The following is a 19,722-nucleotide window of genomic DNA, read 5'->3' as shown; positions in this document are numbered from 1 at the left end:
ACCGCAATCTTCCGCGCTGGAGGCAAGTCATGGGTCCGCAACTGTTGCTCGATACGTCGCATCTGATGAAACACGTCGATGCGCTGGGCGAGTCCATCCACACGCACGCGAACGCGCAGCCCGTTGCGCGGCACGAGCGTATCGCCGTCGATTTCGTTCGGCGCCAGTGCACCGAAATCATCAACCTCGGCGTGGCGCTCGGCTGCGCGGCATTTTGCATGGGTATCGTGATCGGCGTGTACCTTTTGCTCGAACGCCTCTAATCGATCCGACGAGGCGATTCCAATGTCCAAACTCCGCGAACGCTACCGGGCGGGCAAAAAGCCGGTCAACCCGGATAGTTACCTCGCCGCCATCATCGAGCGGCACCGTCATTTGTACGTCGATATCGGCATGTGCATGGGCGTTCTGGTGGGGGTCGTCTGCCTGGTCGTCGCGGCGCACGTGATCGCCGACTGGCTCAACCTCGCGATCTAGCCGCCAACGGCAGGGCTGCACGCCGGTTTCTCCTCCACGGCCTTCATGGCAAGATACGCTTTCCCTCGCGCCACCCCGGGCACCGTACCCGGGCAACAATAAGGAAGCGTCATGTCGGCCGTGTCGGCGTTCAAGCTTGTGCTCCTGGCGCTCATCGCCATCATCGCGCTCGAACTGCTCGCGAAACGACTGCGCCTGCCACCCGCTGCCGCATTGCTGGTCGGTGGCGCCGCCCTGGCGTTCGTACCCGGCCTGCCGCCGGTCGTCATCGACCCCGACCTCGTCCTCATCGTGTTCCTGCCGCCCCTGCTGATGGACGGCGCTTACTCCTTCGTCTGGTCCGATTTCAAGCGCCACCTCGCGCCCATCCTGCTCTTCGCCATCGGCGCGGTGGCATTCACGACTTGGGCGGTCGGCGTGGTTGCGCATTGGGCCGTTCCTTCGCTGCCGTGGGCCGCCTGTTTCGCACTGGGCGCGGTGGTCTCGCCGCCCGATGCCGTCGCCGCGAAAGCCGTGCTCGAACGGCTCGCGCTGCCGCGCCGCCTGATGGTGCTGCTCGAAGGCGAGAGCCTGCTCAACGACGCCGCCGGTCTCGTGCTGTTTCGCTTCGCCGTGGCGGCGGCATTGACGGGAGCGTTCAGCGAACCGAATGCGGCGCTCAGTTTCGTCGGGCTTGCGCTCGGCGGGATCGTGGTGGGCTTTGTCGTGGGCTATGTCGTGGTGTGTCTGCTGCGTCAGCTCGAAGACGAATACCTGATCATCACCGCATCGGTGCTGGCGGGCTGGGTCGCCTATATCGCGGGGGACATGCTGGGCGTGTCGAGCGTGATCGCCACGGTCACGTGCGGCATGCAGCTAGGCTGGCATCAGCATGAAGTCTTTTCGGCTACCGTGCGCAGCCGCGGCACGGCGTTCTGGCAGGTCATGGTTTTCGTGCTCGAGGGGCTCGTATTCGTGCTGATCGGCCTTTCGCTGCGCGGGGTCATGCTTCGCCTCGGCGGTACGGGCAATGCCGTCGCGCTGCTCGGTCCCGCCGCGATGGCCGTGGTGCTCGCCGTCGTCGTTTCGCGCTGCGTGTGGACCTATGGCATCGAGGTCATCCGGGCAGCGTTGCATCGCATATTGCCGCGCCGCGTGAGCGCCGCGGACTTTCGCGGCGCGGCGGTGGTGAGCTGGGCCGGCATGCGCGGCGTGGTTACGCTGGCCATTGCGCTCGCCTTGCCGGAGGCGATGCCGGGGCGTGACCTCATTCTTTTCGCCGCGTTTGCCGTCATTCTGTTCACGGTGCTGCTGCAAGGCACGACCATAGGGCCGCTCATCAAGCTGATCAGGCCTGCGAACGATCTCGAAGGGGAGTCAGCCTATCTCAGCGAGCCGCAGGCGTGGGCGCGCCTCGAAGCCGCCCAGCTTGCGGCGATCACGCCGCTCGTACACGGGCCGGACGGCAGCGTCATCCACCCGCGTTTGCTGGAGCAATACACGTATCGCGCGAACCTCACGCGCAATTTTGAAAACGCCGAGCGCTATCCCCAGGAAATGCGCACCTCCCACTACGACGTCGTGCTGGCCGCGGTGGAGGCCGGGCGCGCGGAGCTGTTGAAGCTGCACCGCGCCGGCCAGATCCACGACGAACTGCTGCGTGTGCTCGAACGCGATCTCGATCTCGAGGAGCTTTCGGCGCGGCACGGAAGGGGCTGATACTCTCCTTCACGTTCTTCAGGCGTGCACGACAAGTGGCGCGAACAGAGTCGAAAGGTCGCGTTGCTGGTCGAGACTCCAGAGAAAGCCCAGCGCATCCTCGGCACGCGCGCTCCCGATCACAGGCGCCGCGTTCTTGCGGAACTTCACCGCGAAGTCGCTGCGCTGCATCGGCCGCGTGGCGAAGCCTGGAATGTCGTCCACGCGCTTCGACACGGTTTGTCCGTCCGTGAGCGTGGCGCTCACGATGGTCGCGTAATACTTCGGATAGAGCCGGGTCAGTTCGGGGTCCTCCACCACCTTGATCTTTTGCATGAACGCGCGAATCTTCGGGTCATGCAGCGCCTCGGAGCGGTAGCTCGCCAGGCTGATGTCGCCGTCGAACATGGCGCGCGCGGTCACATAGGGCAGGCTGTGATCGGCGGTTTCGCTCGTTTCCGGCGCCCACTTCTGCGGGTCCATGCCCGCCGAGAAATAGCCTTCGTGCGAGGTGCGAATCTCCATGCTGGCAATGCGGTTGAGATCGCCCACCTGTTTCGCGACGTCGATGCCCGCGGCAATGGCCGTTTGCGTGAGTGCCTGCGCCGGGTAGAACTTCACCGCACAGTCGTTGATGCGAAACGGCCGGCCTTTGCCGCCGAAGCTCGCCGTGTCGATGGTGAATGGCCCGGATACCTGCTTGAACAGCCCCGCATTCCCCTCGAAGATCGGCGCGGGGCCTGTGAGTCCGTCGCGCGCGAGGGCGGCCGAAAAGACGGCGTTGCGCGCGGCGTCGGCATCGGCGAGACCCTTCCAGTTCGACATGGTTTGCACGCGCGTCTGGTTCAGCGCGAGATGGCCGTTGAGCGCGATGTTGACGGCTTCGGCCAGTTGCCGCTCGTCGAGCTTCATGAGCTTGCCCGCCGCAAGCGCGGCTGCGGGCAGGCTGAAGATGGGGTGGTCCCAGCCGCGCGAGCTGATCGAAGCGGCGTCCATGAGGCGGCAGTCGATTTCGTAGGCGAGGGCGATGGCGACAATCAGGTCGCGGCCATTCGCGCCTTCGGCCTCGGCCTGCGCGAGACACGCTGCGATATTGTCGCTCGGGTGGCCGATTTCCTTGCCCGCATACACGTCGTTGAGATCGTAGTAGCGGATGGCGGCCCCATTCGCAAACGTGGCGAGGTCGGGCGACGTGCGCCGCTGCGTGCCGAGCACCGTGGCGCCCCGGCCGTCGCCGCTCGCGTAGTTCAGCGCAACCTGGCGCGCGATGCCCACCGGTTTCTCGCCGAGCGCGGCGATGCCGCAGCCCAGCGCGTCGGCGGTGTGGGTCTTGACCGCTTCGATCGTGTTCGCGTCGAGGTCATCGTAGTTCAGCGCGGCGGCGTATGCCGCGAGCCGCTGCGCGATGGTGGGCGAAGCCGGTGCGGACGCAACCTTCTGCGCGCGCGCCGCGCCCATGCCGCCCAATGTGCCCGCGCCCGCGGCGAGCGCCGTGAGCGACGCCATGAATGCACGCCGTTGCATGCGGTGTCTCCTTGTTCTTTGATGGTTTTAGGGAAGAATGCGGGTCAGACGAGCAGCAGCAGCGCTGCGCCGAATACCACGGTGCCGAGCAGGAAGGTCATGACCGTGAAGCCCAGCACGCGCTGCACGCCAATGCCGGCCATCGCAACCACGGGCGCGGCCCAGAACGGCTGCATCATGTTGGAGACCTGTTCGCCCATTGCGACGGCCATCGTCGTGGCGGGCATGGAGGCGTGCAGCGCGATCGCCGCAGGCACGACGAACGGACCCTGCACGGCCCAGTGACCGCCGCCGCTCGGAATGAAGAACGTGACGATCAGCGAGCACACATAGCTCCAGAACGGCAGCGTGTGCGTGTTCGAGATCGCGATGAAGAAGTGCGAGATCACGTTGGGCAGGCCCGTGGCGTCCATCATGCCCATCACGCCGCCATAGAGCGGGTATTGCAGCATCATCGAGCCGGTTTGCTTGGCGGCGTTCTTGACCGCATCCGCGTAAGCGAGCGGGTAGCCGTGCAGGATCACGCCCGCGATGAACATCACGAAGATCACGGCGTTCACACCGGAAAACGCTTCGATGTGCTCGAGGCGCGCGAGCACGAGGAACGTCACGCCCACGAGACCGATGAACGCGCTGCCGATCCACGAGTATTCGAGCCACTTCGCGAAGCTCAGCTTGCCTTCGGGGCGCTTGCGCGGTTCCGGGTCGGGGTTCTTTTCGATGTCGAGCACGACGGCGTCTTCGTCGCGCGGCTTGAGGAGCGCGAGCACGACGGGCGTGGCGACGAGCATGACGATCACCGGCACGAGGTTGAATGCCGTGAACACGGTGTCGTTGAACGGCAGCACCTGGCCCGTGAGCTTTTGCACGACATTCATCGCGCTGCCGGGCGTGGATTGCGCGAGCGCGATCGAGCTGGAAATGCCGCTTGCCCATACCACCCAGCCCGAAAAGCCCGCTGCGACGATCCATGCGAAGTCCACGCGCATGCGCTTGGCCACTTCGCGCGCGAGCAGCGCGCTGACCACGAGGCCGAGGCCCCAGTTGAAGAACGACGCCACAGCCACGAGCACGAAGGTGAGCGAGGCGGCCTGTACGGGCGTGCGGGCCATGCCCACGAGCGCCTTGAACACGCGCTGCACGGGCGCGGCGTGGGCGAACGCGTGGCCCGTTACAAGAACGAGTGTGATCTGGAAGGCGAACGTAAGGATATTGAAGAATCCCTTGTACCAACCAACCACGAGCGTGTTGAGCGTGGCATGCGGGGCGAACATCGCCGAAAGCGCGGCCACGACCGCGGTGATAAGGATCGCGAGCACGAACGGGTCGGGAATGGTGCGTTCGAACAGGCTGATCGTCGCGTCGGTAAAGCGCGCTTTGCGTACAGGTGCGGCGGTGGCGGTGGACTTCACGTAGTGTCTCCTGGTGCTGAAAGTGGCCGCGCGTACCTCGCGCGCGGCTGTTTGTATCGGTGGCGCAGTGGCGCTAGTTCATCGGGCGAAGCCGTAGAGTTCGGCAGGGTTGTCCACGAGAATCCGCTTGCGTGCCGCTTCGTCCTCGACCCACGTGCCGAGCAGATCGAAGATCGAGGCGGTGTCGGGCTTGTGCGTTTCCGTTACGTGGGGCCAGTCGCTGCCCCACACGGTGCGCTGCGGCAGCAGTGCGGCCCATGCGCGCGCGGTCCCGGCCATGTCGGCGTAACCGCCCGCGAGTCCCGCTTGCGAATCGAGGTAGGCGCCCGAGAGTTTGACCCACACGCGCCCGGAAGCCGCGAGGCGGCGCACCACGCCATACGCGGGGTGCGAGGTGCCCGCCGGCGAGGGCAGGCGCGCGAGATGGTCGAACACCATCTTGCAGGGCAGGCGCGTGAGCAACGCTTCGTGCTCGACGATCTGGTCGGCGGTCCAGTGCAACTGCACATGCCAGCCGAGTTCCGCGATGCGCCGCGCAAGCGGCTCGACCATGTCGAAGGTGACGACCGCCTGATGCGGCGTGTACAACGTGAAGCGGATGCCGCGTATGCCGCCGCGATCGAGCATGTCGAGTTCGGCGTCGCTTACCTCGGGGCGCAGAACGGCTACGCCGCGCGCGTTGTCGATACCCAGTTGGCGGATCGCGTCGACTGTCACGCAGTTATCGGTGCCATAAGGTCGCGGCGTGACGATTACCGTGCGCTGCGTGCCAGTGCGTTGCTGCACGCGTCGATAATCCTCGACCGTTGCGCCTTCAACGATATGCGCGCCGTTGCCGGGCGACGCCGCGAAGCGGCGATCGTAGATGTGGATATGCGAATCGCACGCGAAGGCGGGCGCCTGCATGCGTGCGTTGGATGTATCGATCGTATGGACATGATGCTCACGGTCCATTGCGTTGTCTCCTTGTTTGCCGCGCACGCTAACGGGAATCGGCGTGCGCGGTTGCGGCTTTTTCTGTTCAGAGCACGGCGTGCTCGCTTCTCAAGCGTTCGATCTCCGCATCGCTCCAGCCCGCCTCGCGCAGCACCGCGTCCGAATGCTCGCCGAAGGCGGGCGCGGCGATCGGATCGGGTGCAGGCGAGGCGCCGAAACGAATCGGCTCGCGAAAGCCGCGATACGCGCCCACGCCGGGATAGTCGTAGCGCGTGACCATTTCTTCCTCGAGCACTTGCGGGTCGTCGAACATATCTTCGACCGTGCGTGCGGCCGCGCAGGGCACCGCCTCGCCGAAGTGCGCTTCCCATTCGAGCGCGCTGCGCGCCTGCAACGCGGCGTGCAGTTGCGGCACGATCTCGTCGCGATGCTCCGCACGTTTGCGCACCGAATCGTAGCGCGGGTCCTGCGCGAGTGCAGCGAGCCCGGTTTTTTCGCAGAGCGCCTGCCAGAAATGCGGCGTGTTCGCCGAGATGTAGAGCCAGCCTTCGCGCGTGGGATGAATGCCGGTGATGCCGCCCGAGCGCATGTCGCGGCCTATGTCCTTCGGTTCGTCGTCGGCCCAGATCATGCGCGCCGACTGCATGGTGAGCGCGCTGCGCAACAGCGAAACGCCCACATATTGGCCCGCGCCGCTGCGTTCGCGCTCGAACAGCGCGGAGGAGACCCCTGCCGCAACGAGCGCGGCGGCGTAATAGTCCACCACCGAGCCATAGAGAATCTCGGGCGGACCGCCGGGCTTGCCCTGGAACGTGCACATGCCCGTCATGGTTTGCAGCACCTGGTCGTAGCCGGCCTTGTCCTTGTTCGGGCCCTGGTCGCCGTAGCCGGTGACCGCGCAGTAGATGAGCCGCGGATTCACTTCGCGCAGCTGTTCCCAGGCAATGCCCAGGCGTGCTGGCACGCCGGGCCGGAAGTTGTGCACGAGCACGTCGGCCTGTTTGACGAGGCACAGCAGCACCTCTTGCGCGCGTGCTTGCTTCAGATCGAGCACGAGGCCGCGCTTGCCGCGGTTCACGCCGAGAAAGGCACGGCTTTCGGCTTCGAGCGTGGAAGGGTACTTGCGCAGGTTGTCGCCCGTGGGCGGTTCGATCTTGATGACGTCCGCGCCTTGATCGGCGAGCAGTGTGCAGCCATACGGGCCCGCGATATAGGCGCTCAGGTCGAGCACGCGCACGCCAGCGAGCGGGCCGCGCGGCGCGGCGTTCATTTCGGGCAGCGCGTTCATTGGCGCACCTCGCTCGACGTTGCGGGCGCAACGAGTCCAAGCCGCTCGGCGCTTTGCACGAGCGCGCGGGCGCGCTCGACGAAAGGCGCGTCGATCATCTTGCCATCCACGACATAAGCGCCCACGCCGTCACGTTCGGCGTTGCGCGCGGCTTCCACCACGCGCAGCGCGTGGGCGATTTCGTCGTCGGAAGGCCGGAACACGTCGTTGGCGAGCGCGATCTGGCTCGGGTGGATACAGCTCTTGCCGAGGAAGCCGAGCGCACGGGCCAACTCGGCCTCGGCGCGAAATCCTTCGGCATCCTTGATATTAGCGAAAGCCGAATCGTACGCGAACACACCGGCTTCGCCCGCAGCGAGCCGCAGGCTGAACATGGCCTGCTGCACGGCTGCCGGATCGCGCCGCGCGATGCCGAGCGGCTCGAACAAGTCGCCAAGACCCAATTGCAGTCCCGCCACGCGTTCATTGGCGCACGCGAGTGTCGCGGCTTCGCGCAGCGCGCGCGGCGACTCGACGTTGAGCAGCAGCTTCACGGGGCGGCTCACGCCGTTGGCGCGTTCCGCGCGCTCGATCGCGGCGGCGGCGGCGCGCACGTCGTCGGCGGATTCGGGTTTCGGCAGATTCACGTAATCGAGGCCAGGCTGAACCACGGCGGCGATATCGTCGGCGAACCACGGTGTGTCGAGCGCGTTCACGCGCACGATCAGCACCTTGCCGCGCTCACGCACCGCGGGCGAAACCAGCAGGGCTCGCAGCGCCTCGCGAGCCTCGGGTTTACGCGCGGGTGCCACCGAGTCTTCCAGGTCGAACGACAACGCGTCCGCGGCGCTCGCGAGCGCCTTTTCGAACAGCTCCGGGCGCGATGCCGGCACGAACAGTTTGCTTCTCATTTCCACGCATTCCGTATAGATCACCACTGAAGCGCAGTCTACGATCGGCAACGATTTAGATAAACTATGCGAATCTATCTTTAAACCATAGAAAAGCTACATTTATGGACACTGGCTTCCTGAGCAACCTGCTGCTGGTCGTGGAGAGCGGCTCCATGGCCGAGGCTGCGCGCCGCGTGGGCGTAACGCCCGCCGCGATCGCGCAGCAAATCCAGACGCTCGAGCGCGAGCTGGGCGTAGCGCTCGTCATGCGCGCGGGACGTACCGTCATTCCCACGGAGGCGGGCCAGCGAGTCGTGGAGCGCGCCCGCTCGCTCGTGCGCGGGTTCGACGAGCTGAAAGCGCTGGCGCAGGAGCAGGAAATGGGCGGCGAGCTGCGTGTGGGGACCATCACGTCGGCGCTGCTGAGCGTGCTGCCCGACGTGCTTGCACGCTTCGCCGCGGCTTTTCCGCAAGTCAAGCTGCTGATTCGCGCTGGCACCTCGACGGAGCTATTCGAGGCCTTGCAGCGCGGCGAGCTGGACGTGGCCATCTGCCTGCACCCCGCGTTCGCGCTGCCGAAATCGTATGACTGGCATCTGTTGCGCGAAGAGCCCATCGTCGTGCTAGCGCCTGCAAAGCTCGCGCGCACCGATCCGCACGAACTGCTGCGGCGCGAGCCGTTCATACGCTACGACCGCGCGCTTGGCGGCGGCAAGCAGGCCGACCAGTATCTGCGCCGTGCGAAGATCGTGCCGCGCGAGCTGTTCGAATTGAATTCGCTGATGGCGATTGCGCTGATGGTGGATCGCGGCCTTGGCGTCTCGCTCGTGCCCGATATCGGCACGCCGCTTACGAAGGGCTTGCGGCTCGCGCGCCTCCCGCTGCCGGAGGCAACCGAGCCACGCCGCTTCGGCATTCTGTGGTCGCGCGCTTCCACGCGCAGCCGCGTGATACGCGGGCTCATCGAATGCTCGGCAGAAGTGGTGCGCAGGTGATGTGACGCGCTCGCGCGGGCTTCAGGCGGCCGCCGGCTTGCCGATGCGCTTGTACCAAAGCTCGATGAACGACTCGGCGGCGGGCGAAAGCGAGTGGTCGGCGCGACGGATCAGATTGACGTCGCGCGTGACAACGGGCGCCTCGAGCTTGCGCGCGACGAGATCGCGGTGTGGAAACGAGCCGAGCAGCATGCCGGGAAAGATCGCGATGCCGAGTCCGGCCTGCGTCATGGAAAGCCCGGTTGTCATATAGGCCACCTCATATTCAATGGCCTTGCGCTCGCCCAGCGCGAAGAGCGTTTCGTCGATCAGGCCGCGAATGCCGCTGCCCGGCTTCACGCCGATCCACGGGTAGCCGAGCGCGTCGGCCCACGTTACGCGGCGTTTTTTCGCGAGCGGCGAATCCTTGCGGCAGATCGCGCAGAGCCGGTCGCGCGCGAGACATTGCAGCGTAATGCCTTCGGGTTTGTCGCTGATGGTGCCGATGCTGAACTCCACGTCGCCGGTGAGCGTGGAGGCGGTGAGCCGGTCGGGCGCCGCGTCGTCGATCGAGACCTCGATGTTCGGATACAGGGCGCGGTACTCGGCCACGAGGCGCGGCACGATGGCTGCCGCGATGGAAGGCGTGGCGGCGAAGCGCAACTGTCCGCGCTCGCGCCCGGCCAGCTCTTTCACGCTCGACTGGATCGATTCGAGGTCGCGCAGCATGCGCTCGACAGTGGGCAGGATTTCCTGCGCCGCCACCGTGGGCCGCAGCGAGCGCGACGTACGGTCGAACAGGCGCATGCCGAGCGCTTCTTCCATCTGCCGGATCAGCACGCTGACGGCCGGCTGCGTGATGAACATTTCGTCGGCGGCGCGCGTGAGCACCCCGAAGCGGCAGACAAGCGCGAATGCGCGCAGTTGCTTGATGGTCGGTTGCATAAAGTAACTTTATGGAGCCATTGAATTTGTTCGATTGTCTTCATGACTATAGTGCCTTACATTGCATTGCGGCAGATTCGATGAAGTCGTTAAAGGTCCAATAGAGGCAGGCCAGCCATGAGCTGACCGCATGGAGACAGTCGTGAGAGCAATGGATACGCGCATACGCTGGCGCGGCGCCGTGGCGTCGACGCTCGGCAACGTGCTGGAGTGGTACGACTTCGTCGTATTCGGGTTTCTCTCTATCATCATCGCCAAACAGTTCTTTCCCGGCGACAGCGAATACGCGGCGCTCATGCTGACCACGGCCACGTTCGGCGCGGGGTTCGTCGTGCGGCCGCTCGGCGGCGTGCTGCTCGGCATGTACGCAGACCGCAAGGGCCGCAAGGCGGGCCTCACGCTCGTCATCGCCTTGATGACGCTGGCGGCCGCGATGATCGCCTTTACGCCCGGTTTTCAGCAGATCGGACTCGTTGCGCCCGCAATCGTCTTGTGTGCGCGGCTGCTGCAGGGTATTTCGGCCGGCGGCGAGTTCGGCACGGCGACGGCCATGTTGATCGAGTACGCGCCGAAAGGGCGGCGCAACCTTTACGGCAGCTGGCAGATGTTCGCCCAGGCGCTTGGCGCGCTGCTGGCCGTGGCCATGGGCAGCGCGCTCACGCACCTCTTCACGCCGCATGCGCTCGAGTCATGGGCGTGGCGCATTCCGTTCCTCTTTGGTCTGCTCATTGGCCCGGTGGGTTTCTATATTCGCCGCAGTCTGCCGGAGACCGAGGCATTCGAGCAGATCGACAAGCGCGTGAAGGCGCCGTTTAGCCGCGTGGTGTCGCAATACCCGCGCGAGCTATTCGTGGCGACGGCGCTGAGCGCCGCGCTCAACGTCATGGCGTACGTGATCATCACCTATCTGCCGATTTACTCGGTCCAGAATCTGCACATGCCGGTGACTCTGCCCTTTAACGTACTGCTGGCGAGCGTACTGTTGCGCGTGGTCACCATTCCGCTATTCGGCCATATGGCGGACCGCGTGGGCGGCAACCGCATGATTTGCGGCTCGCTTATCGTATTTCTCATCGTGCTGTATCCGGCCTATTACTGGATCGTGAGCGCGCCTTCCATCGTTTCGATCATGACGGTCGAATTGCTGTTCGCATTGCTGATCGGTGCTTCGAACAGCCCGATTCCCACGGCGCTCGCGGCGCTCTTTCCCACTGAAGTGCGCTCCACGGGCCTCGCGATTTCGTACAACATCGGCGCGGCGGTCTTCGGCGGATTCTCGCCGTTCGTGCTGACCTGGCTGCTGCACACCACGGGCAACAACATGGCGCCTGCCCACTTCTGCGCGGTGTTCTTCGCGCTGGGTCTGGTTGGCGCGTTCATGCTCAAGCGCGAAGCACCGCACTTGAGCGACCTTTCGGCGCCTTCGTCCATTTGAGCGGAGCAGCGCATCCATACACGCTGATGCTTTTATCCATACGATAAGGATGACGAAGCGTTAGCCATTCCATCGGCAATCTCGAACAGGAGAAACCAGCATGCCCGTCATTGACGTCCATACCCATATCTTCACGCACAAATGGCTCGAACTGCTCAAGGAGCGCGGCGGCGCCTACAACATTCAAACGCGGCCCGACGGGCAGCAGGAAGTGTTTCGCGGCAACACGCCGGTCGTGATTCCGCAGAAGGGCCATTTCGATTTCGACCTTCGCATCAGGCACATGAACGAAGCGGGCATCGACGTTTCGGTCGTTTCGCTGACATGCCCGAATGTATTCTGGGGCGATGAGGAAACGAGCTGCCAGGCCGCGCGCGAGACCAACGACACGATTGCGGAGGGCCAGGCGGCTCACCCCGAGCGCATCCGCTGGTTCGCTTCGCTGCCGTGGGAATATCCGCAACGCGCGGTGCAGGAGCTGGAGCGCGCCTGCGCCAATGGCGCGAGCGGCGTAATGGTGCTCGCCAACGTGGCGGGCCGCAGCCTCACCGACCCGATGTTCGCGCCGATCTGGGCCGAGATCGACCGGCGTGCACTGCCGGTGCTCGTGCACCCCACCGATCCGCCGGGTGTCGAGCAAATGGACATGACGAAGTTCGACCTGAGCTGGTCGGTGGGCTTCATGTTCGATACGACGCTCGCCATCACGCGCATGATCTTCGAAGGCTTCTTCGACCAGTATCCGAACCTCAAGATCATCGCCTCGCATGCGGGCGGCGCGCTACCGTATCTCGCGGGCCGCTTCGGCAAGGGCGACGACGTGGAAATTCCGCAGCGGCGCCAGATGAAGCGCAAGCCCATCGACTATTTGCGCCATATTTACTATGACTGCATCACGTATAGCCCGGCGTCGCTCGAGTTCCTGATTTCGGTAGTAGGTGCGGACCAGGTGATGTTCGGCACGGACTGGCCGCATCAGGTGCATGACACGCGCGGTGCGTTCGCCAATACCGCGCGCTTGCCTAAGGCGCAAAGCGATGCGGTGCGCGGCGGCAATGCATTGAAGGTGTTTGGATTCTGAGCGATGGAGACGGCAAGCGCGGCCTTTGGGCCGCGCTTGCCGGCACGAAAGCCTATTCCGCGAAAAGATCCGGCCCGAAGACTTCGTAGTGAATCCGGGCTTCGTGAACGCCGAGATGCTTTAGCGCATCGTGCTGCATACGCATGAAGGGAATGGGACCGCAAATATAATAGTCGGCGTCGGGTTGCAGAATCGCCTGCTTGATCTGGCCGATGTCGACGAACCCCGCATAGTCGTAATCGCGTCCTTGCACGTCGCCGGGCAACGGCTCGTTGTAGAAAATCTCTAGCTGAAAGTTGGCGTTCGTGGCGGCGGTCTCGCGCAAACGGTCGCGCATCGCGTGCACGCCGCTATTGCGCGCGCCATGCACGAATACCACCTTGCGCTGCGGATCCTGAAGCGCTCGCTTGAGCATGCTGATCATCGGCGTGAGGCCCACGCCGCCGCTGATGAGCACGATAGGCGTATGCGCGTTCACGTCGATATGGAAACTGCCGTAGGGCGCGGCCAGTTTCACTTCGTCGCCCACGTTCACATGGTCGTGCAGCAGGTTCGAAACATAGCCGGCCGGCTGTGGGCCGCCGGCCTCGCGTTTCACGGAAATGCGGTAGGTCCGGCCATTGGGCATATCGGAAAGACTGTATTGCCGGATCTGCTGCAAGCCGAGCGCCGGCACGTTCACGCCGATGCTGATGTATTGGCCAGGCTCAAAGTTCGCGACCGGGCCGCCGTCTGCCGGTTCGAACACGAACGAGGTGATCACGCTGCTTTCGGGCCGCTTCTCGCGCACGGCGAACGTGCGCCAGCCTGTCCAGCCGCCGAGCTTGTCGGCGGTATCTTCATATAGCTGGCATTCCATGCCCATGAGCACGTCGGCGAGATTGCCGTAGGCCTGCGCCCATGCGGAGATGATGTCCTCGGTGGCCGCAGCGCCCAGCACATCTTTGATCGCACCTAGCAAATGTTCGCCAACGATCGGGTAGTGCTCGGGCAGCACGCCGAGGCTCGCGTGCTTGTTGGCGATGTTCTTGAGCACGGCGCCGAGGCTCGAAGGGTCTTCAATGTTTTCCGCATACGCATAGACGGCGCGCGCGAGCGCCTGCTGTTGCTGCCCCTGTTCCTGGTGCGCCATGTTGAAGACATTCTTCAGTTCAGGGTGGGCCTCGAAGAGCCGCGTGTAAAAGCGCTTGATGATGGCGTAACCGTGATCCGCGAGCACGGGCGCGGTTGCCTTCACGATGTCCTTCGTTCGCTGCGTGAGCATTTCCGTTCCTCCTTTCACGAGTGGGGAAGCACGCGTACTCATTCCAGTCTAGTCAATGACAGGCGCGATCGCAGGGACGGGCGCTTATGCCTCACTCCTCCTTTTCGTCCGCTGCGCTAGCCCCTGTGATCACGCGCACGCGTTTGCGGATTTCCGAATCGAGAATCAGCCGCCCGCGCAGCTTGCCTTTCATGCGCTTGACATGCTTGGGCGCCTCCGTCATGTGCTCGACCATGAGCGCGCGCACACGTTCGACGTCGCGCTCGCGTGCGGCCTTCACGATCTCGCGGTGAATCTTGACGTTCGAAGCGCCAAAGCGGCGATGCTCCGCTATCGGCGTGTCGTTCCTGAACTCGATCAGCTGCCGGATCATTTCGTTGATCAGCTCGCAGATAAAGCGCAGGAACGGATTGGGATTCGCGGCTGCGAGGATGTCGTGAAAGGTCATGTCCTCCTGACGCTGACGCACGAGGTGGCCGCGGTCATGCGGCGCGCTCGCACCGTCGCAGCATTCGATGTTCGCCTCGAGCGCGGCAAAGTCCGCTTCGGTGAGATGCGGCACGGCGCCCGCGGCCAGTTCGGGTTCGAGCTGCTGGCGCACGGTATAGATGTCGTCGATCGAGACATCCTTGAAGAACAGATAGTTCTGCAGCAATTGCAGCGTGCGGTCGAGCGGCACTTCCACGACCATGCCCCCGCCGCTCGGCCCCGTCGACACCTTGATGAGACCTTGCACCTCGAGCGACTTCAGCGCCTCGCGAATCGTGCTCTTGCTGACCGAATAGAGCTGCTGCAACTCGGCTTCGCGCGGCAGCCGGTCGCCCGGTTTCAAGTCCTTTTCGGTAATCAGGCGCTTGATCTCCTCGGCGACGAGATCGGCGCGCTTGGGCTGCTTGATTTCGACGGCGGTCCCCGATCTGACCCGGTTCGTGACCATCTTCGCGACTCCCTGCGTAATGTTGGTTTCGTTGTTTCGCGCCGGCCGCGCCGCCGCTTGTGAGAAGGCGTGGCCAGGCCGACGAGGTTTTTGACGGATTGACACTGCAATTAATTATACCTAGCATCGGGTTCATTCTATTTATCATGATAAATAGAAATCACCGTCTCGCAGGCCGTCTCGCTGGCGCCGGTACGGTTTTGCAGTCTGCCGCGTCGTTCGTGTCTGTGTGTCCCCACAAGGAGCCTCAACTTGAATCGCCGAGAACTGTTGAAACTGGCCGCGCTGTCGGCCATGCCGGGCGCGCTGAGCGTCCTCTCGTCCTCCCGGGCGTTCGCACAGGGGGCGGCCGGCGTGCAGCTCGCGTGCCCCGTGCCGATGTCGGGGCCGTTCGCGGCCAACGGCAAGTACGCCGATCTCGGCATGCAGCTCGCGGTCAAGCAGTACGGCAAGGTGCTCGGCTTGCCGCTCGACTACACCACGCTCGACACCGAGGGCAAGCCCGCCACGGCCGTTCGCCGCGTGCAGGAGATCGAGCAGCAAAAGGGCGTGCGCTTCTTCGCGGGCGGCGTGCTGTCGTCCGAAGCGCTTGCCATGGGCAAGGAAGTCGACAAGAGCGGCGGCGTATTCATCACCACGGCCGGCGCCGACGAAATCACGGGCAAGGACTGCAACGCCGCCACGTTTCGCTGGTCGGTGCCGACCTTCGGCGCGATCGAGCAGACCGTGCGCCCGCTGATCCAGATGCAGCCGAAGGCCAAACGCTGGTACACGATCACGCCGCAATACGTGTTCGGCGAAGGCCTGCTCACCGCGGCGAAGAACGTGTTCAAGGAGAAGGGCATCGAGCACGTGGGCAACAGCTATCACTCGCTCACCGAGAAGGAATTCAGCGGCTATCTGACGAACGCTGTGGCGGCCAAGCCCGACGTGCTGCTCATTCTCAACTTCGGTTCGCAGTCCTCCGATACGCTGCGCCAGGCCGTGAGCTTCGGCATGAAGAACAACTGCACGATCCTCATGGCGTGGGCCTCGGGTCTCGAACAGTTCGAGGCGCTCGGCCCGGACCTGTGCGACGGCGTGTACTTCGGCGCGCAATACTGGCACGGCATCGACACGCCGCTCAATCACGACCTCGTGCAGCGCACCCAGGCGGCCTTCAAGGCCAACCCCAACTACAGCCTCGCGGGCTCGTACATCTGCTCGAAGATCCTGCTCGACGGCATGGTGAAGGCGGGCAGCGCCGATCCGAAGAAAGTCGTTGCCGCGCTGGAAGGCATGAAGTACGCGGGTTTGACGGGCCCTGAAGAAATTCGCAAGGGCGACCACCAGGTGCTCAAGAACTACTACCTGTTGAAGGGCAAGAAGAAGTCGGCGATGAAGAATGCCGACGACTACGTGGACATCGTCAGCTCGGGCCAGTCGTTCCTGCCGCTCGACAAGACGGAGTGCAAGATCGCCTGAGGTTTCATGGCGGCCCCGCTTGCCGCTCGCTCGTCACTTCTACGCTACGCAAGCCATGAATGTCTATCTGCTGCAGATCATCAATGGGATCGGCGTCGGGATGCTGTATTTCCTGCTGGCGGTCGGTCTCTCGATCGTGTTTGGCCTGTTGCGCTTCGTGAACTTCGCGCACGGCGCGTTCTACCTGCTCGGCGCGTACTGCTGCTATCAGTTTCTGCAGTGGTCGGGCAACTTCTGGCTCTCGCTCGTGATCGTGCCGATTGCGGTGGGCGCGCTTGCCTGGGTCGTGGAGAAACTCGTATTGCGGCATATCTATGCGCAGCAGCACGAGTTCCATATTCTCGCCACCGTCGGGCTCGCACTGGTGATCCAGGAGTGCGCGATTCTCGTGTGGGGACCGCTCGGCGACAACGTGGCCGTGCCCGACGCGCTCAATGGCGTGGTGATCTGGGGCAGCTTCGTTTATCCGAAGTACCGTTTGTTCGTGATCGGCTTCACCGCCGTGCTCGCCGTGCTGCTCTGGTGGGTGCTCGAAGGCACGCGGCTTGGCAGCGCGGTGCGGGCGGGCAGTGAGTCGTCCGAAATGGTGTCGCTGCTCGGCATCAATGTCACACGCGTGTTCAGCCTCGTGTTCGCACTCGGCGCGGCCACGGCGGCACTCGCGGGCGTGCTGGCAGCGCCCATACGCGGCGTCGATCCGTTCATGGGGCTCGAGGCGTTGAGCGTGGCGTTCGTCGTCGTCGTCGTGGGCGGCATGGGCAACTTTCTTGGCGCGCTGGTGGGCGGCCTGTTGGTCGGCATTGTGCAGAGCCTCATGAGCACGCTCTGGCCACAAGGCGCGCAGCTCATGATTTACGTGGCGATGGCGGCCGTGTTGCTGCTGCGTCCGAACGGACTGCTCGGGAGGGCCGCATGATCGAATCGACAAAGCTTGCCACTGGCGCGGGCACACGCGACGCGGCCGGGCCTGCCGGCCCGCTGCGGCGCTATCGGTATGTTCTGCTTGCCATCGTCGTGGTGTGCGCTTTGCCGCTCACCATCCGCTCGGGGTCGCTCGCGACCGAGGTGCTCGTGTTTGCACTTGCGGCACTGGGCTGCAATCTGCTGCTGGGCTTTACAGGGCTCCTCTCGTTCGGTCAGGGCATTTTCTTCGGCCTTGGCAGCTATACCGCCGGCATCCTGCTCACGCACGGCGTGCCTTCGGTGCTCGTGGCGCTGGCGGCTGCGGCCGTACTGGGGGCACTCGCGGCGGCGATTGTCGGCTGGTTCTCCATACGTCAGCGCGGCACTTACTTCGTGATGCTCACGCTTGCGTTCGGCCAGCTCTTCTACTTTCTCGCCTATTCGCTGCCCGATATCACCGGCGGCGACAACGGCCTGCTCGACATCCCGCGTCCGGCGCTTTCAATCGGCTCGCACGCACTCGTCGCGCTCGATTCGCCGTGGCAGTACTACGGTTTTGTCGCGGTGGTGTTCGTGGTCGTGTTCGCGTTGATGGTGCGCGTGTCGCATTCCGTATTCGGCCGCACGCTGCTCGCGATTCGCGACAACGAGGCGCGCGCGGGTGCGGCGGGCTATCACGTGAGCCGCTTCAAGCTGATGGCGTTCGTGATCTCGGGTGCGGTCACCGGTCTCGCCGGCGCGCTGCACGCGATGATGACCGGCATCGCGCCGCTCTCCAACATCGACTATCACACGAGCGAAATGATCCTGCTGATGACGGTGATAGGCGGCAGCGGCAACCTGTTCGCCTCGGTTATCGGTGCGGCGTTTTACGTGCTGTTTGCCGACTGGCTCTCCACCCTTTGGCCGCGCTGGCTGTTGTTGCTCGGCCTCGTGCTGATCGCCGTGAGCCTCTTCATGCAGCGCGGTCTGTGGGGCTTGGGTGAGCGCGTGGCGGTCGCGCTGCGGCGCACAGAAGGCGCGGATGCGCACAGCAAGGAGCAGACATGAGCGAAGCGATTCTGGAGGCGCGCGGCGTGGTGAAGCGCTACGGCAAATTCACGGCGCTTTCGGGCGTGGACCTGCGCATCGCGCCGCGCACGGTGCATTCGGTGATCGGGCCGAACGGCGCGGGCAAGACCACGCTCTTTCACGTGCTCACGGGTACGGTGCCGATTTCTTCGGGCACCATCGTATTCGACGGCCACGACATCTCGCGCGAGCCCGATCACAAACGCGTGCGGCGCGGTATTGCGCGTTCGTTCCAGGTGACGAGCCTGTTTCAGAACCTGAGCGTGCGCGAGAACCTGCGCGTGGCGGCCCAAGGTGTTCAGGCGCGCCGTGCGCTCAACGCCTGGACCCCGCCGCACGGCGCGCTCGCCCATGCGGAAACGGTGGAGCGCGTGCTGGAGCGCCTCGCGCTGCAACGCCACGCGGATACGGCGGCGGGTGCGCTCTCGCATGGCCAGCAGCGGCGCCTCGAAGTGGGCATGGCGCTGGCCGCGCGGCCGCGCGCGATCTTTCTGGACGAGCCCACCTCGGGCATGGGCATCGACGATCTCGACGACATGAAGACGCTGATCCGCGGCCTGCGCGACGACTATACGGTCGTGCTCATCGAGCACAACATGGGCATCGTCATGGACATCTCCGACACCATCACAGTGATGCAGCAGGGCCGCGTGCTCGTGGAGGGCAAACCGGATGCAATACGCGGCGACGAACGCGTGCGCAGCGCCTACCTCGGCAACATGATTACGGGAGGCCGCGCATGATGCTCGACGTGCGAGATATTCACGCGTACTACGGCAAGAGCCATATTCTGCAGGGCGTGTCGCTGCAGGTGAACGAGGGCGAAACGGTCACGCTGCTAGGCCGCAACGGCGCCGGCAAGTCCACGACGCTCAAGACGATTGCGGGCGTGGTGGCGCCGCGTGGCGGGGTGATCGACTTCTCCGGCAAGACGGTTAGCGGACAGCCGGCGCACCGGATCGCGGCGGCTGGCCTGTGCTTCGTGCCGGAGCATCGCGGCATTTTCCGTTTGCTGAGCGTGGAGGAAAACTTGCGCCTTGGCGCGCGCAAGGATTCGCCGTGGCAGCTCGAAGACATCTACCGGATCTTCCCGCGCCTGAAGGAGCGGCGCAAGAACGGCGGCGCGCAGTTATCAGGCGGCGAGCAGCAGATGCTCGCGATCGGGCGCGCGCTCATGAATCATCCACGACTTCTGATGCTCGATGAACCCGTGGAAGGCCTCGCGCCCGTGATCGTCGAGGAGATCGTCGACCAGCTCAAGCAGATCAAGGCAGCGGGCGTGGCGATCGTGCTGGTCGAGCAGAACCTCGAAGTGTGCACGCAACTGGCCGACCGTCACTACATCATCGAGCAGGGCGTGATCGTCTACACGGGCGGCAACGCCGAGTTCGCCGCCGATCATACGGTCAAGGACCGCTATCTGGGCGTGGGCGTGGTTTGAACGTCGCCTCCCATTCAAGCA

19 protein-coding genes are annotated in these 19,722 nt (G+C 64.4%); 11 read left to right on the top strand and 8 right to left on the bottom strand.

Annotated elements, in window-relative coordinates; genetic code table 11:
- Positions 1 to 29 precede the first annotated feature (29 nt).
- The 3 genes from U5A65_RS00930 (at position 30) to U5A65_RS00920 (ending at position 2,175) form a co-directional block, all read left to right on the top strand.
- On the top strand, positions 30 to 263 hold the full coding sequence (locus U5A65_RS00930; protein WP_321945164.1) for a hypothetical protein: 234 nt from the start codon (positions 30 to 32) through the stop codon (positions 261 to 263).
- Positions 264 to 285: 22 nt separating this feature from the next.
- On the top strand, positions 286 to 477 hold the full coding sequence (locus U5A65_RS00925) for a hypothetical protein (RefSeq protein ID WP_321915117.1): 192 nt from the start codon (positions 286 to 288) through the stop codon (positions 475 to 477).
- A gap of 111 nt (positions 478 to 588) precedes the next feature.
- Positions 589 to 2,175 (top strand): Na+/H+ antiporter, encoded by a 1,587-nt coding sequence (locus U5A65_RS00920; RefSeq protein ID WP_321915116.1) that lies wholly within the window; start codon positions 589 to 591, stop codon positions 2,173 to 2,175.
- 18 nt (positions 2,176 to 2,193) lie between these two features.
- Here the strand turns inward: U5A65_RS00920 and U5A65_RS00915 are convergent, their stop codons facing one another.
- The 5 genes from U5A65_RS00915 to U5A65_RS00895 all read right to left on the bottom strand — a co-directional run bounded on the left by U5A65_RS00915 (position 2,194) and on the right by U5A65_RS00895 (position 8,204).
- Entirely contained in the window at positions 2,194 to 3,678 is a 1,485-nt protein-coding gene (locus tag U5A65_RS00915; RefSeq protein ID WP_321945163.1) for an MmgE/PrpD family protein, read from the bottom strand.
- Positions 3,679 to 3,722: 44 nt separating this feature from the next.
- A complete protein-coding gene (locus U5A65_RS00910; protein ID WP_321915114.1) occupies positions 3,723 to 5,090 on the bottom strand; it encodes a short-chain fatty acid transporter in 1,368 nt (455 codons plus the stop codon).
- 78 nt (positions 5,091 to 5,168) lie between these two features.
- Positions 5,169 to 6,044, bottom strand: coding sequence for an amidohydrolase family protein (locus U5A65_RS00905; RefSeq protein ID WP_415764031.1), 876 nt, complete (start codon positions 6,042 to 6,044; stop codon positions 5,169 to 5,171).
- Positions 6,045 to 6,111: 67 nt separating this feature from the next.
- Positions 6,112 to 7,314 (bottom strand): CoA transferase, encoded by a 1,203-nt coding sequence (locus U5A65_RS00900; RefSeq protein ID WP_321945162.1) that lies wholly within the window; start codon positions 7,312 to 7,314, stop codon positions 6,112 to 6,114.
- A complete protein-coding gene (locus tag U5A65_RS00895; RefSeq protein ID WP_321945161.1) occupies positions 7,311 to 8,204 on the bottom strand; it encodes a CoA ester lyase in 894 nt (297 codons plus the stop codon). Before U5A65_RS00895 ends, U5A65_RS00900 begins: the two co-directional genes overlap by 4 nt.
- Before the next feature lie 104 nt (positions 8,205 to 8,308).
- Here U5A65_RS00895 and U5A65_RS00890 point away from each other — a divergent pair, with 104 nt between their 5' ends.
- Positions 8,309 to 9,181, top strand: coding sequence for a LysR family transcriptional regulator (locus tag U5A65_RS00890; RefSeq protein WP_321915111.1), 873 nt, complete (start codon positions 8,309 to 8,311; stop codon positions 9,179 to 9,181).
- Positions 9,182 to 9,202: 21 nt separating this feature from the next.
- On the opposite strand, the gene U5A65_RS00885 is transcribed toward U5A65_RS00890, so the two are convergent.
- On the bottom strand, positions 9,203 to 10,105 hold the full coding sequence (locus tag U5A65_RS00885; RefSeq protein ID WP_321945160.1) for a LysR family transcriptional regulator: 903 nt from the start codon (positions 10,103 to 10,105) through the stop codon (positions 9,203 to 9,205).
- A 151-nt stretch (positions 10,106 to 10,256) separates the two neighbouring features.
- Here U5A65_RS00885 and U5A65_RS00880 point away from each other — a divergent pair, with 151 nt between their 5' ends.
- Together U5A65_RS00880 and U5A65_RS00875 are read left to right on the top strand one after the other, a co-directional pair.
- Positions 10,257 to 11,540 carry an MFS transporter gene (locus tag U5A65_RS00880; protein WP_321945864.1) on the top strand — a complete coding sequence of 428 codons (1,284 nt, stop codon included), beginning with the start codon at positions 10,257 to 10,259 and terminating at the stop codon, positions 11,538 to 11,540.
- 100 nt (positions 11,541 to 11,640) lie between these two features.
- A complete protein-coding gene (locus U5A65_RS00875) occupies positions 11,641 to 12,621 on the top strand; it encodes an amidohydrolase family protein (RefSeq protein ID WP_321945159.1) in 981 nt (326 codons plus the stop codon).
- Positions 12,622 to 12,673: 52 nt separating this feature from the next.
- On the opposite strand, the gene hmpA is transcribed toward U5A65_RS00875, so the two are convergent.
- Together hmpA and U5A65_RS00865 are read right to left on the bottom strand one after the other, a co-directional pair.
- Positions 12,674 to 13,885 (bottom strand): NO-inducible flavohemoprotein, encoded by a 1,212-nt coding sequence (gene hmpA, locus U5A65_RS00870; RefSeq protein WP_321945158.1) that lies wholly within the window; start codon positions 13,883 to 13,885, stop codon positions 12,674 to 12,676.
- A 91-nt stretch (positions 13,886 to 13,976) separates the two neighbouring features.
- Complete coding sequence (locus tag U5A65_RS00865; RefSeq protein ID WP_321938597.1) at positions 13,977 to 14,822, bottom strand: FadR/GntR family transcriptional regulator; 846 nt, start codon at positions 14,820 to 14,822, stop codon at positions 13,977 to 13,979.
- Positions 14,823 to 15,074: 252 nt separating this feature from the next.
- On the opposite strand from U5A65_RS00865, the gene U5A65_RS00860 reads away from it, so the two are divergent.
- Genes U5A65_RS00860 through U5A65_RS00840 form a run of 5 tightly spaced genes read left to right on the top strand, consistent with a single transcriptional unit; the run spans position 15,075 to position 19,701 of the window.
- On the top strand, positions 15,075 to 16,286 hold the full coding sequence (locus U5A65_RS00860; protein WP_158761461.1) for an ABC transporter substrate-binding protein: 1,212 nt from the start codon (positions 15,075 to 15,077) through the stop codon (positions 16,284 to 16,286).
- A 55-nt stretch (positions 16,287 to 16,341) separates the two neighbouring features.
- Entirely contained in the window at positions 16,342 to 17,202 is an 861-nt protein-coding gene (locus tag U5A65_RS00855; RefSeq protein ID WP_321945863.1) for a branched-chain amino acid ABC transporter permease, read from the top strand.
- Positions 17,199 to 18,239, top strand: a complete 1,041-nt coding sequence (locus tag U5A65_RS00850) for a branched-chain amino acid ABC transporter permease (RefSeq protein WP_321945157.1) — start codon at positions 17,199 to 17,201, stop codon at positions 18,237 to 18,239. Before U5A65_RS00855 ends, U5A65_RS00850 begins: the two co-directional genes overlap by 4 nt.
- Complete coding sequence (locus tag U5A65_RS00845) at positions 18,236 to 19,003, top strand: ABC transporter ATP-binding protein (protein WP_321915104.1); 768 nt, start codon at positions 18,236 to 18,238, stop codon at positions 19,001 to 19,003. The genes U5A65_RS00850 and U5A65_RS00845 overlap by 4 nt, the downstream gene beginning before the upstream one ends.
- The gene (locus U5A65_RS00840; protein WP_321915103.1) at positions 19,000 to 19,701 is read left to right on the top strand and encodes an ABC transporter ATP-binding protein; all 702 of its coding nucleotides are present in this window, start codon (positions 19,000 to 19,002) and stop codon (positions 19,699 to 19,701) included. Before U5A65_RS00845 ends, U5A65_RS00840 begins: the two co-directional genes overlap by 4 nt.
- The last annotated feature ends 21 nt before the right edge of the window (positions 19,702 to 19,722 follow it).

It is taken from the genome of Paraburkholderia sp. J10-1 (assembly GCF_905220165.1).
Lineage (GTDB): Bacteria > Pseudomonadota > Gammaproteobacteria > Burkholderiales > Burkholderiaceae > Paraburkholderia.
The sequence above is the reverse complement of the archived record's forward strand: the minus strand, read 5'-3'. Positions and strand labels throughout refer to the sequence as shown.

What these genes read in the sequence shown, in the direction of transcription:
- U5A65_RS00930 (WP_321945164.1), top strand. Translation starts at nt 30, where the DNA reads ATGGGTCCGCAACTGTTGCTCGATACGTCGCATCTGATGAAACACGTC.
- U5A65_RS00925 (WP_321915117.1), top strand. Translation starts at nt 286, where the DNA reads ATGTCCAAACTCCGCGAACGCTACCGGGCGGGCAAAAAGCCGGTCAAC.
- U5A65_RS00920 (WP_321915116.1), top strand. Translation starts at nt 589, where the DNA reads ATGTCGGCCGTGTCGGCGTTCAAGCTTGTGCTCCTGGCGCTCATCGCC.
- U5A65_RS00915 (WP_321945163.1), bottom strand. Translation starts at nt 3,678, where the DNA reads ATGCAACGGCGTGCATTCATGGCGTCGCTCACGGCGCTCGCCGCGGGC.
- U5A65_RS00905 (WP_415764031.1), bottom strand. Translation starts at nt 6,044, where the DNA reads ATGGACCGTGAGCATCATGTCCATACGATCGATACATCCAACGCACGC.
- U5A65_RS00900 (WP_321945162.1), bottom strand. Translation starts at nt 7,314, where the DNA reads ATGAACGCGCTGCCCGAAATGAACGCCGCGCCGCGCGGCCCGCTCGCT.
- U5A65_RS00895 (WP_321945161.1), bottom strand. Translation starts at nt 8,204, where the DNA reads ATGAGAAGCAAACTGTTCGTGCCGGCATCGCGCCCGGAGCTGTTCGAA.
- U5A65_RS00890 (WP_321915111.1), top strand. Translation starts at nt 8,309, where the DNA reads ATGGACACTGGCTTCCTGAGCAACCTGCTGCTGGTCGTGGAGAGCGGC.
- U5A65_RS00885 (WP_321945160.1), bottom strand. Translation starts at nt 10,105, where the DNA reads ATGCAACCGACCATCAAGCAACTGCGCGCATTCGCGCTTGTCTGCCGC.
- U5A65_RS00880 (WP_321945864.1), top strand. Translation starts at nt 10,257, where the DNA reads ATGGATACGCGCATACGCTGGCGCGGCGCCGTGGCGTCGACGCTCGGC.
- U5A65_RS00875 (WP_321945159.1), top strand. Translation starts at nt 11,641, where the DNA reads ATGCCCGTCATTGACGTCCATACCCATATCTTCACGCACAAATGGCTC.
- hmpA (WP_321945158.1), bottom strand. Translation starts at nt 13,885, where the DNA reads ATGCTCACGCAGCGAACGAAGGACATCGTGAAGGCAACCGCGCCCGTG.
- U5A65_RS00865 (WP_321938597.1), bottom strand. Translation starts at nt 14,822, where the DNA reads ATGGTCACGAACCGGGTCAGATCGGGGACCGCCGTCGAAATCAAGCAG.
- U5A65_RS00855 (WP_321945863.1), top strand. Translation starts at nt 16,342, where the DNA reads ATGAATGTCTATCTGCTGCAGATCATCAATGGGATCGGCGTCGGGATG.
- U5A65_RS00850 (WP_321945157.1), top strand. Translation starts at nt 17,199, where the DNA reads ATGATCGAATCGACAAAGCTTGCCACTGGCGCGGGCACACGCGACGCG.
- U5A65_RS00845 (WP_321915104.1), top strand. Translation starts at nt 18,236, where the DNA reads ATGAGCGAAGCGATTCTGGAGGCGCGCGGCGTGGTGAAGCGCTACGGC.
- U5A65_RS00840 (WP_321915103.1), top strand. Translation starts at nt 19,000, where the DNA reads ATGATGCTCGACGTGCGAGATATTCACGCGTACTACGGCAAGAGCCAT.